Source organism: Nostoc cf. commune SO-36 (assembly GCF_023734775.1).
GTDB classification, from domain to species: Bacteria; Cyanobacteriota; Cyanobacteriia; order Cyanobacteriales; family Nostocaceae; genus Nostoc; species Nostoc commune_A.
The window spans coordinates 3,855,744-3,868,068 of the sequence record NZ_AP025732.1 but is presented as its reverse complement, the minus strand read 5'-3'; the positions used below and the strand labels follow the sequence as shown (position 1 = coordinate 3,868,068).

7 protein-coding genes are annotated in these 12,325 nt (G+C 41.0%); 1 reads left to right on the top strand and 6 read right to left on the bottom strand.

The genetic code is table 11. The annotated features are described in order from the left end of the window. Positions 1–37: 37 nt before the first annotated feature. From ANSO36C_RS17345 to ANSO36C_RS17330, 4 genes are all read right to left on the bottom strand, one after another. On the bottom strand, positions 38–2,344 hold the full coding sequence (locus tag ANSO36C_RS17345; protein ID WP_251955551.1) for a methyl-accepting chemotaxis protein: 2,307 nt from the start codon (positions 2,342–2,344) through the stop codon (positions 38–40). Positions 2,345–2,405: 61 nt separating this feature from the next. Then, on the bottom strand, positions 2,406–2,903 hold the full coding sequence (locus ANSO36C_RS17340) for a chemotaxis protein CheW (protein ID WP_251955550.1): 498 nt from the start codon (positions 2,901–2,903) through the stop codon (positions 2,406–2,408). A 4-nt stretch (positions 2,904–2,907) separates the two neighbouring features. Beyond that, positions 2,908–3,285, bottom strand: a complete 378-nt coding sequence (locus ANSO36C_RS17335; RefSeq protein ID WP_190939913.1) for a response regulator — start codon at positions 3,283–3,285, stop codon at positions 2,908–2,910. Positions 3,286–3,347: 62 nt separating this feature from the next. Continuing rightward, entirely contained in the window at positions 3,348–4,415 is a 1,068-nt protein-coding gene (locus tag ANSO36C_RS17330) for a response regulator (protein ID WP_251955549.1), read from the bottom strand. A 653-nt stretch (positions 4,416–5,068) separates the two neighbouring features. Between ANSO36C_RS17330 and ANSO36C_RS17325 the strand changes: the two genes are divergently transcribed. After that, complete coding sequence (locus ANSO36C_RS17325; RefSeq protein WP_251955548.1) at positions 5,069–6,292, top strand: RNA-guided endonuclease InsQ/TnpB family protein; 1,224 nt, start codon at positions 5,069–5,071, stop codon at positions 6,290–6,292. 467 nt (positions 6,293–6,759) lie between these two features. Here ANSO36C_RS17325 and ANSO36C_RS17320 read toward each other — a convergent pair whose 3' ends face one another. Both ANSO36C_RS17320 and bchH read right to left on the bottom strand, forming a co-directional pair. After that, the gene (locus ANSO36C_RS17320) at positions 6,760–7,980 is read right to left on the bottom strand and encodes an ISL3 family transposase (protein ID WP_251955547.1); all 1,221 of its coding nucleotides are present in this window, start codon (positions 7,978–7,980) and stop codon (positions 6,760–6,762) included. A gap of 404 nt (positions 7,981–8,384) precedes the next feature. Continuing rightward, positions 8,385–12,065 carry a magnesium chelatase subunit H gene (gene bchH / locus ANSO36C_RS17315; RefSeq protein ID WP_251955546.1) on the bottom strand — a complete coding sequence of 1,227 codons (3,681 nt, stop codon included), beginning with the start codon at positions 12,063–12,065 and terminating at the stop codon, positions 8,385–8,387. Positions 12,066–12,325 lie beyond the last annotated feature (260 nt).

Below are 12,325 nucleotides of genomic sequence, written 5' to 3'. Positions count from 1 at the left end.
ATAAATTTAGTGATGGCCCAAATAACAAATGACAAACTTAACTAACCTTGAAAGTCTCGACAGTCTCTTGCAACTGTTGGGAAATCTCGGCGGTTTGTTGCAAAGATTCGGAAACTTGGCGAGAAGAATCGCTGGTGCGTTGTGATGTAGCAGCGATATCTTTCATCAATTGGCTGACACTTTGCGATGTTTCTACCTGAGACGCAGTTGCAGTGGAAATTGACTGCACTAAGAAGTCAATTTGACACGATACATCCAAAATTTCACTCAGACTCTGTTTAGCCTCCTCGACGATGCGTGTGCCTTCCACCACTTGGGTAGTGCCTATTTCCATTGCTTGCACTACTTCGCTGGTTTCTCGTTGGATATTTTCAACAATTTGTTCAATTTCTTGGGTTGCTGCGGCACTTCGGACTGCTAATTCGCCGACTTCTTCAGCGACGACGGCAAAACCTTGACCTTCTTCACCTGCACGCGCTGCTTCAATGCCGGCGTTAATAGCAAGTAAGTTGGTTTGGATGGCAATTTGGTTAATCAAGGAGACTACACGAGAAATTTGTTGCGAAGACTCTCCCAAGCGTTTCACTTTTTTAGCAGTTTCCCCAACGGTTTCGCGCAGAGACAGAATATTTTGTACTGTCAAATCCATTGCGTGTCCACTCTTGGTAGCGGTGTGAGCGGCGTGATTGGCAACAAAGGCAGCTTTTTCGGCGTTTTCGGCTACGGCTTGCATTGATTGCGTCATTTGGTCAACAGCATCAAGGGTATGGTTGATTTCAGCAGCTTGTGTAAGTGCTTCCTCTGCGAGATGGCGGATGGCTCCTTCGTTAGAGCCAATAGCACTATTCACATGGGTAGCAGCTTCTTGAACTTGGGTAACAATATCCCGCAGACTTTCGACAATGGAGTTGAAAAAGTCGGCAACAGTGCCTATTTCCCCAGCCGTCACGTCTGCACGTACTGTTAAGTCGCCTCTGGCTGCACCTTCTACGTCGTTGAGCAGTTGTAAAAGTTGCTGTTGCAATGTTTCGTTTTGATGCCGTTCGTCGTCAGAACCGATTACTGCAACATTTCTAGATTGCCCTTCAACGTCTAGTTCCTGTTCCTTTAAGACCTGCAATTGTTCGGCCATAAGGTTGATATTTGCACTCAATAACCCTAATTCGTCTTCTCTTTCGATTTCCAGACGGGTATTGAATTTACCTTGACCTAACTTCGCTAATGCCGCACTTGCATTGAGAATTGGCTGTGTAGTAACTTTAGCTAATCGAGATGCGATCGCACCGACAATCAATGCTGTCAGTACTGTACCAATGCTGAAAATCCACAATAATTGTCTTTGTGGCTCAAATACAGTTGCTGTATCTGTAGATAAAAGTACTTGCCAGTTTAAATCAGGTAAGCTATCTATCGTACTCGCTGGTACATAGCTAACTAGTTCTTGTTTTTTCTGAGTTTTTGGAACTTCTATAAAACTATCTAGCTTTTTGGCTGCCAGCAGTTTCGGTAAATTAGAATACTCTCCCTTTGCCTCTTTCCCTAATAATGCCTGTTGTGGACTCAATAAAACTTTTCCCGAACCATCGAGTAAATGGTATTGTTGTCCCTTGCCTACGTAGTTTTTGATTACTTCCTCTAAAGATTTTACGGGCATACGTGCTTGTACCACGCCAATAGTTTGACCCGTCCTTGTCTCTTTCACGGGTGCAGCTAGATAAATACTGACGACACCAGTATTTTTTGCTGCTTCCGGCTTGCTAATGACAGGAGTATCTTTTTGTAAAGCGTCTTGAAAATAGGTACGGTCTTTTTGATTTTCCAGGGGTTCGCCTGTAGATTGGACAATCAAGTTACCTTGGCGATCAAAAACAGCAACACTGTCATAAGCTTTGTAAACTTCGACAATGCGATTTAAAACTGCTTGCTTATCTAGAGTACTGACACTACTTTGGGGATTTGCCAAAAAAGGCAAACTTGATATTACCTGAATATCTCCGTAGCGCCCTAGCATGAAGCGGTTAACTTTATCACTTAAACCTGTTGCTTCAGCTTGTTGAGATTGAGTAATTTGCTTAGTAACCGACTTATTGACAAAACCAAAAGCGATCGCGCCGATGGTCAATACTGGTATTGTACCGATTGCGATCGCTAAAATAGTCGCTTTCTTAACCAATCCCAGCTTTGTAAAATAGGCAATAGCCTGATTCAAAGAAGAATTATTACCAGTTTCAGTAGTCAGCTTAGTTGGTAGCTTTACAACAGTTCCAATACCTTTTTGAGATGAAATCAGTGATGCTCGATTTTGAGCGTCATTACCTTGATTCGTGTTGGTTTTATTAAACATAAAAGTAGTTCTCCTAAGTATGTGAATAAGAATACTAAAAATCTTTTTTTAGTAGTACACCCTAATCACTGCGGAGAATAGAAGACTGTACAATTGCCTGTCCATCTAATACCAGTAATATTTCTTCCTCTTGCACAACGCACCCACATAAATAAGGAACTAAACTAGATGCCACTTGTCCGATAGGAGAATGAATATCATCAACGATGAACTTGGTTGTACCTTTTATTTCTTGCACAACTAAGCCTAACACCAATGATTCCACTTGAATAACGATTACATTGTATTGTCGTAGTCGATAATCTAGGGATTCTAAATTGAGCATTCTTGGCAAATCAACAACCCAAATTATCCGACTCCGCCAATTCATTAATCCTAAAATGCAGGGCGGCATATTGGGCATCGAAGTAATAGATTCAACAGGCACAATAATTGCTTCTTGTGTATGCCTCATTGATAAAACAGCAGTAGTTTGTTGATTTAGCTGAAACTTTAGATAACCATCTGCCAAGTTATTTAAAGTTGGTTTTGAAGAAAGAGTAATGTTTGTACTAGTCATTGATTCAAATTACCACTGATTTAATAGTACGTAAGAGAAGTTCGCGGGTGTAAGGTTTGGTTATATAAGCATCTGCACCTTGTCTCATTGCCCACAAACGATCGATTTCTTGATTTTTGGAACTACAAACCACAATCGGCACTTTTGCAGTAATCGGATTTCTTCTCAGAGAACGACACAATTCAAATCCACTCATTTCTGGCATTACGACATCAGTAACGATCGCATCTGGTTTTTGTAACACCGCTTTTTCTAAACCCTCTTTTGCACCACTTGCTTTAATTACGTTGTAACCACTCTCCTTCAGATAATGGCTCATTAATTCCAATTCACTGGGAGAATCTTCGACAATTAGAATTGTGCCAAGCAAAGTCAGGCTCACTATTAAATCTCCTAAAAAATTAAATTAAAGATATTTTGTTATTTTTATTTGCTTTGTTGAAATCAATCAAGATGCTTAAAAACCATTTTTAGCAATTCTGATTGTGTAAAAGGCTTAGTCAAATATCCTGATGATCTGACGATTTTAGCTTTTGCCCTGTCAATAAATCCCGTTCTACCAGTTACCATAATGATTGGTGTATTTTTAAAAGCTGAATGTTTTCGTAACAATGAACATAGCTCATAACCATCTAAGCTTGGCATTTCCACATCTAGCAAAATCAGATCAGGCTTACTTCGGAGAATTTGCATTAAAGCTTTTACCGGATCGTTGATCATGACAACGAAAAATGTGTTTTCATCCAAAAAATGCTTAATGGAATTTAAAACTGTTTGACTATCATCAATGCAGGCAATTGTATATAGTTTTTTGCCAACAGGCGGCTGAGTAGTTTTATTTTTCTCAGGAAGCTCAAAATTGATTGGTATTGGCAACTTTTGCCCAATTTTTATTTGCAACTGTGGCTTAATTTGAGACAGTTGTGTTGTAGACAAAACTTGGGAACCCCCACCAGCCGGAATTGAAGACTGGATATTTTGCCGATTTCTTAACTGCTTTTGGCAGTGTTCAACAAGTAACCGCAAGTCTAAGCGACAGAATTTAGGTAGTTCATCCAAAGAGCTTTCTGGACTGAATTCATAGCTACCTTCTTTTAAACATAGAAATGATTCCATTACTTCTTTTGCCAATTCATCTATCAGGCTTTCTGCTTGCACAGAGGTAATATAGCCCTGATTGACTAACCAACAAATAGCTTGGTAATCCGCATTTTGTATTGATTTATGTTCGTTCTTCGTCTCAAACATCAGCCGCATCTGCACGCGGGTGGCGCTGTTGAGAGCAGGAATTTGCTGGCTCAAACGCCGTAAGTGACTGTCAAGACGCTCAAACAGTTTATCTGAATAGGAGGCATAAGTAAGTTTACCGTCCTCTAGATAGATTGACCAAGAAACTATCCCGGTAAATACGCTTAAGCAACCTGTAGCACGCCGACTGGTTAATTGTGCCAACAGAGATAGCGGATGTAGTTTCTGGAACAACCTGTAGCTACCTATAGGAGTTGTGCTCATTTTCCTTTTACTTCAGCTAAATTCGATACGTGTAAGCTAAATTCGTGCAAAGTTATTCCACAATTGAAATCAAGTAAAAACCATCAAACTTATGTGTTTAAAGTACATCAGTTGACATCTAGCTTTGTGGTGAAACTTAACGACAGTAGCGTTATTTTCAGATGAGCAAATCTTAGTAAATTCGTAAATTGTGATTAATTTACTTACTTTTACTGAGATTTATAAACATCTTTCGAGAAATAAGACATAAAAATGTCAAGACTAGATGAAGCCACTTTCCATTGAGTAACCCCAATCTGACCACAGGAATAATACTGATTTTGTAAAGGTTAATATATTTGAACTTCTGTATTTACACTTAAATTAAAATTTAGTCTTCAACTAGGTAAACACAATATGCAGTCACTTTGCATTGACTTACTTCAACTTGACCACAGCAATAATACTGATTTATTTACCTAAATCGGAGAGAAGGCTCCCGCCATAATCTGTGATTTGGCGGCGAGATGAATCGTTCGCGCAGCGTGTCGTAGACAGGGCGAAAAATGAGACGTTCCCCGACCATAACTGGCTGCAAGCCAGTGAGGGAGAGGGGATAGTTGAGTTTTTTACAAATCCATGTTATAATTTACGTTAACATCTCTGACGTAAATATGCTGGTATTTGAAGCAAAACTTGAAGGACTTGACTTGCAGTATCAATTGCTTGATGAAGCAATTAGAACTGCGCGTTTCGTTCGCAATGCTTGCCTTCGGTACTGGATGGATAACAAAGGTATTGGCAGGTATGAGCTTTCTGCCTACTGCGCGACTCTTGCTCAACAATTTGAATGGGCAGGGAAGCTCAATTCGATGGCTCGTCAAGCCAGCGCTGAAAGAGCGTGGTCTGCAATCGCTCGGTTCTTGTCTACGACACGCTCCGCGAATGATAATTGCAAAAAAGCCTTGCCTGGGAAGAAAGGTTTTCCAAAGTTCAAGAAGGAACAAACCCACGGTTCTGTTGAGTACAAAACCTGTGGGTGGAAACTTTCTGACGACCGCAGGTATATCACTTTCTCTGATGGATTTAAAGCAGGAACCTTTAAGCTTTGGGGAACTCGTGACCTGCATTTCTACCAACTCAAACAGTTTAAAAGAGTGCGGGTTGTACGTCGTGCCGATGGGTATTATGCCCAATTTTGCATTGACCAAGACAGAGTAGAAACACGAGTTCCATCGGGTAAAACCATTGGTATTGATGTTGGCTTGAATCATTTCTATACCGATAGTAACGGGGAGACAATTGCCAATCCGCGTCACCTGCGTAAAAGTGAGAAGTCTTTGAAACGGTTGCAACGCCGGATGTCTAAGACTAAAAAGGGTTCTAACAATAGAGTCAAGTTTAGAAATAAACTTGCTCGTAAGCATCTCAAAGTAAGTCGCCAGCGTAAAGACTTTGCTGTTAAGACAGCAAGGTGCGTGGTGAGGTCTAACGACCTCGTGGCGTATGAGGATTTGAAGGTGCGGAATATGGTGAGGAATAGACACCTCGCTAAGTCGATTAGTGATGCGGCATGGACTCAGTTCCGTGAATGGGTTGAGTATTTTGGTAAAGTGTTTGGTGTTGTAACCGTTGCTGTTCCACCCCACTACACCAGTCAGAATTGCTCTAACTGTGGTCAAGTTGTCAAAAAGACTCTTAGCACTAGAACCCATATTTGCCCTCATTGTGGACATACCCAAGATAGGGATTGGAACGCGGCGCGAAACATATTAGAAAAAGGATTGAGTACGGCGGGTCACGTCGGAACTAACGCCTCTGGAGAGACTGACCAATACTTGAGCGAGGCAACTCTTTCAAGCAAGTCAACTCGTGGAAAGAGGAAGCCCAAAGAGTGATCTTTGGAATCCCCCACTATATTCGGTACTCCGAATTAGTGGTGGGAGGATGTCAAAAGAATAAATTTATTTTTGAAGATTCACACTTAAAAAGGTAGATTAAACAGAATGCAAAACTTACAGCGTTTTTCAGGTAAATGAAGTACACGGGTAGGGGTGTCAACTTAACGTGAAAGCCAGCCTAGAACCCAATACGGTTCAGTTAAGGCTAAAATTCTGTTATCAAAGTCAACTTTTTAACGTAGACGCTTCTCTACGAGACGCTACGCGAACGGCTTGCCGCAGGCTACCGCCTTCTCTACGAGAGGCTTTCGCCAACGCGTAGCGTCTCGTAGAGAAGGCGCAGAGAAGCCAGTGCGTTGGGCGGGTTTCCCGACTTGTTCGCTCTTAGCATTCCCGCAGGGTAGCAACTGGCGCGACGCAGAGAGAAGAAAGAGAAGGAAAAAATTGCGGTTCTTGCGTTACTTTTATGGAGAATTAATACTAAAGTGCCAATTTAATAAACTGCGTAGTCGAAAATTGCTAAAATTACGAAAGCCATATCCAAGTCTTTTAATTAACTTAAGTTTATTATTAATTCCTTCAACAGTACCACTCGTAGTTCTACCATCGAAATAACCGACTATTTCACCAAACCATCTAATCATTGTACCTATACTTTTCGGAAAATATAAAAGTGCATCGTGCATCCAATCTAATAATTTAATTATGCTATCTCCCCAAGATTTGCAAGATTCAAATACATCTCTGAATTCTTCTTTCAGCCTATGCATTTTAGCAAGAATTGGTGAAACTTCTTGGGCTGCCTTTAATTTCTCTTTTTGCTTTTCATTTAAAGAATCTTCATTTTTAATGAAGCTATATTTACTTTTATTCAATCCTTCTAATATTCTGTCTCTTTCGGATTTATTTTCTAGCGATATTGCTGCCTTCTTCTCGGCTTTACGCATTGTATCTAATTCATCATTTACTTGTTTCATAACGTGAAATCTATCAGCAGTTATGTTAGCATTGGGCATTAATTCTTCTACTAAAGTTTTATAAGGAGACCAGAGATCAATGCTCACTTCAATGATTTCTTCAAGCACCTGAACTCCCCATTTGATAAGGACTTCACGTAGTTCTTCTATCCGCCTTGATTTGACTATTTCTATAGGTTTATGAGTATCTAAATCTACTAATACTGCTAAGTAATTCCCTTGTCCTTTAACTAGAGCAATTTCATCTATACCTAATCTTTTTATTTGAGTTAAGTTTATGTTTAATATTTGCGATACTTGCCCTTTTAACATTGATTCAACTTCTTCATCACTTAAGTCATTCCTTTTCGCTACACTATGAATGTTGCTATCTAATACTTGTTGTACTATGTCTTGGGCTAATCTCTTAGTATATCCTTTGTTTTTATCGACAAAATCTAGTTTTTCGCTAAATACTTTTTTACAATTGTTACATTTGAATTGGCGACGATTTATTTTTAATAACACTGTTTGCTCACTCCAAGATAAATCATGAATCATCCTCCAATGATTTTGATGTATACTGCGAGTAATTTGCCTACACGAAGGACAAGCAGAATAGTTGACATATTTCTCTATTGTTATAACTATTCCTATGCCTTCAATTTCTTGACAGTCTAACACTTTCATCTCTGGCAGATTCAGGATTTGCTCTACAGGAAATTTCATAGCACTCGCTAAAATTTTTGCTTTTTATAAATAAGATTATATAATTTACTGTGTTTAAACATATTTAAAAACCTGTAAATTGTTAGCTACAGACAACTCTGGGCTTCAAAAATCAAAATTATTACTCATTGAAATGTAATTATTTTAATTTTTACCATAAAAATAACGCAAGAGCCAAAATTGCTTAACTGAACTGTATTAGCCTAGAACCAGCTTTTAGATATTGTCTCCTTCTCTCGTTCTCCTGCTCCGACAGGGAATGCCGTCCTTGGGGCTGCCGCCTCCCTTGCTGGCGGCAGAGCGGCTTTCAGCTTAAGAGGAGTGCTAATATTCAGACTTCTAACAGACTTACTGTTGCCGACTATTCTTACTGCGATCGCACCTAGTCTAAAACATTTGTTTTGCTAAACTGTTACTCCCTCTAACTCCTCATCTGTCAACTCATACAATTGCCGCAATTTATCCAACTTATCACTATCAGCTTCCCAGAAACCCCGCCCATGCGCCTCTAACATTCTCCCTAAAATATTGCGAAAAGCTTCAGGATTTGCCTTGCGTAATTTATCCGCCATCTCTGCATCTAATGCATAAGTATCAGCCGCTTGGTCATAAATCCAATTATCAGTAAAATCGGCAGTACCACCCCAACCAATCAACGCCGTCATCCGTTGGGAAATTTCAAACGCACCACCAGAACCTTGATTCGCCATCGCTTGCGCCCATTTGGGATTTACCAACTTGGTGCGGTACTCCATTCGTAGCAAATCATCTAAATTGCGCGGTGTAGTATCCTTCGAGAAACTTTCTACAAAGCTGGTTGTAACCTTCTTACCGCCTTGTTTTTCTGCTGCCCTTTTCAAACCGCCAGTATTGGCGTAATATTCTTGAATATCAGTTAAACCATATTCTACCGAATCGATTTCTTGGACAATGCGATCGCTAGTTTTTAACAACGTATTCAAAACTTCCGGTCTAGCTTGACCTTTATCTTCTCTCCCGTAGCTGAATACATTGCGACTTTGCCAAGTATTGCCCAACTCCTCACCAGATTCCCAGTTACCATCAACCACCCTATCATTCACCAAAGAACCAAAATCACCCGCCGGATTAGAAAACAATCTCGCTGATGCATTTTCCACACCTTGGGCTTTTAAAGCTAAAGCGTGTCTTCTAATAAAATTTTGATCATCCGTTTCATCAGCATCAGCCGCCCGTTGAAATAAATCATCTAATAATTCGATGATATTGACAAAACTATCCCGGAAAATTCCAGACAAATTACCCAATATATCAATGCGGGGATGTCCAACCTCCGCCAACGGCTTCAACTCATAACGAACAACTCTACCAGTTCCTTCCTTAACAGGTTCAGCCCCCACCAACTCCAACAGAATCCCCAAAGATTCGCCCTTAGTTTTAATCGCATCCAACCCCCAAAGCATCACCGCCACAGTTTCAGGATATTTCCCATATTCATCCAAATGCTGGACGATAATTTTTTGAGCAATTTCTCGTCCCCGTTGATAAGCAGCAGGTGAAGGCATCCGATAAGGATCTAAAGCATGAATATTTCTCCCAGTCGGCAAAACCCCAGCCCCATCCCTTAACAAATCCCCACCCGGCGCAGGCGGAATATACTCCCCATTCAACCCCCTTAACAAATTCGTTAACTCATCAGTAGATTGCATCAACAAATCCCTTATTTCCTTCTCCTCCTCTCTGCGTTCTCCGCGCCTCTGCGGTTCGTCTCCAAAATAAGCCTCCAAATACGCCCCCAACTCCTCCTCACTCGGCTTTTCCCCCAAAGTATGCAACCCCGAAGAAAACAACCGATTCTCTAAAACCTGCAAATATTCATACAACTCCACCAAATAATCATCAAAAGCATGATTGCTAAACATCCGCACATTTTCTGGAGTAAACGCAATCCCCAACCGTTTAGCATCCTCAAACGGGCAATCTGCATCCAACCCAGAATCCACAATTTTTTTACAAATCCCTTCCTTCAAAACATAATTCTTTTGTGGATCTTCCCGATACTCCGCAATTAAATCCCGCAACGCCACCAATTCCTTATACAAACCTGCGCGACCATAAGGCGGTACATTATGAGAAATTAACACACCATAACCGCGACGTTTCGCCAACATCGATTCAGACGGATTATTCGCCGCATATATATATAAATTAGGCAAATTTCCTAACAGAATATCCGACCAAGAATAACCCGTATTACCCAACGGAGAACCCGGCAACCATTCCACAGTCCCATGCATCCCAAAATGAACTAAAGCATCAGCTTGAAACTCATTTTGCAGCCATTTATAATAAGCAGCATATTGGGGATGGGGCGTTAAATCTCGTTCAAACATTAAACGCATCGGGTCGCCTTGTATACCCAAAGGTGGTTGTACACCTATCCATACATTTCCTAATTGCACACCGCCAATTTGAAATTCATCGCCATAAGTTTTAATACCAGTTCCCGTGAGAGATTTCCATTGTTTTTCGATGCGGGAAGTTTGCAGATATCCCAGCCATTTTTCTAGAGTGCGAACGTTAACAGATACAGGGATTTTTGGATCGTCAGAAGATTCATCCGCCTCTTTTACCCAGCGAATCAATTCTTCCCCATCATCTGGTAAATCTCCCACGGTATAACCTTGTTCTTTAAGTGCGTGGAGAAACTTCAGCAAACTACGCGGCACATTTAATAATGCAGCTGTGCCTACAGCACCATAACCAGGAGGAAACCCATATAAAATGATGGCAATCTTGCGTTCCGATGTAGGTTTTTGCCGCAAAGCCACCCAAGTTTTTACCCTACCAATTAATCGCTGCACCCGTTCGGGAACCAGATAAATATTTTCGCCTACCAAACCACCGAGGGGAACGGTATCAATAGCGCCATCCAATTCTGGTAATGCGTACAACACGACACTTTGCAATCCACCGATACCTTGGCGCGTCCACGAGGAAATATCTTGAATTAATAATGGTGCGGCAACAATATAAGGTACATTCTTGGCAGTGAGGATGCGTTTAGCTACTTCTATTTGACGGCCAGCTTCCATTGAACCAGCCGGGCCACCCACCAGAGGAAAGCCAATTGTAGAGACGATCGCATCTACTTTTACTGCTTCACTTGATAGTGAGGGAGTTTCTATATTACCTAGTTGTCGTTGCTGAATTTCATAGTCGGTTGTCATTAAATCTCGTACCGCCACGTGTCCTTCTACGCCGTTGATGAAGATGGGTAAAGGTGTTAAGCCAGCTTTTTCAAAACTGCGAATTAGTTGTGGAATGTAGGGTTGTTTGGTGATGACGTGTTTGCGGTAGAGTAAAATCCCAACAATTGGGGAGTGGGAATTGTTCATGCTCCCTATTCCCCACTCCCTATTCCCCATTCCCTTCTGCTGATACCATTCCAGGTATGCTTTTGGCGATTCAAAAAAACCTTGATAGTCGGGGTGGAGTAATCCGATGTTGGGGGTTTCGACTAAGGGGGGAATGTCGCCGACTTTTAAATTTAAGTATTTTTCTGCCAGTGTCCAGAATAATGAAGCGACGTTTTCTGAACCGCCAGCATTCCAGTAACCATAGATAATTAACCAGTTGCGTAAGTCTTGGACTTTTTGCACTGGCACATATTTCAGTAGTTTGGGGCCAATTTTTAAGAAGCTAATATAACCAGCGAGTTTGTCTTCTTCGCGTCCGTTGCTAAATTTGTCAAGGATGAATTTAACTGGTTTGGGCATTCCTTTGGGTTTGTCGCCAATGGCAAATATACCCAGCTTGGTTAAACTCATCAATTCTAAGGCTGACTCGAAAACTAGGCGAATGGGAATTTGGGCAATGCGATCGCGCAGCCACACAACTTGGTCATAATCAAATAGTAGGCTACCGAAAAACACATCAGCGCCATCGAGTGCTGCTTCTACCTCAGTGCGTTTATTGGTAAGATCGCGATCGCTAAATACCCGAATATCCAACTCTGGACAGCGAGAGTTAGCCAAAAAGGCTGCTTTTCTGTACAAGTCAGCGTTAAACGATTCAAACCCAGCAACCAAGACGATGCGTTTCATGCCTATAAGCTACGAAATATTTCTTTACTTAAATTTTAAACGTGCTTTCAGGCTGATTGTTAAATATCTACCCACAGATTCTGGTCACTAGTTCTTTGAAGAAGTTAAGGCTTCACTATCACCACTGCCTTTTAGATATTTTGATTTCAAAAAAGTTGTGATGTGTTGAGTCAAATTAAGGGCATCATTGAACTCTTTCGACTCCTGTAGCGCTTCATATAGTGATCACAAAATTTAAAGATCCCATGTTGAGCCTCGTT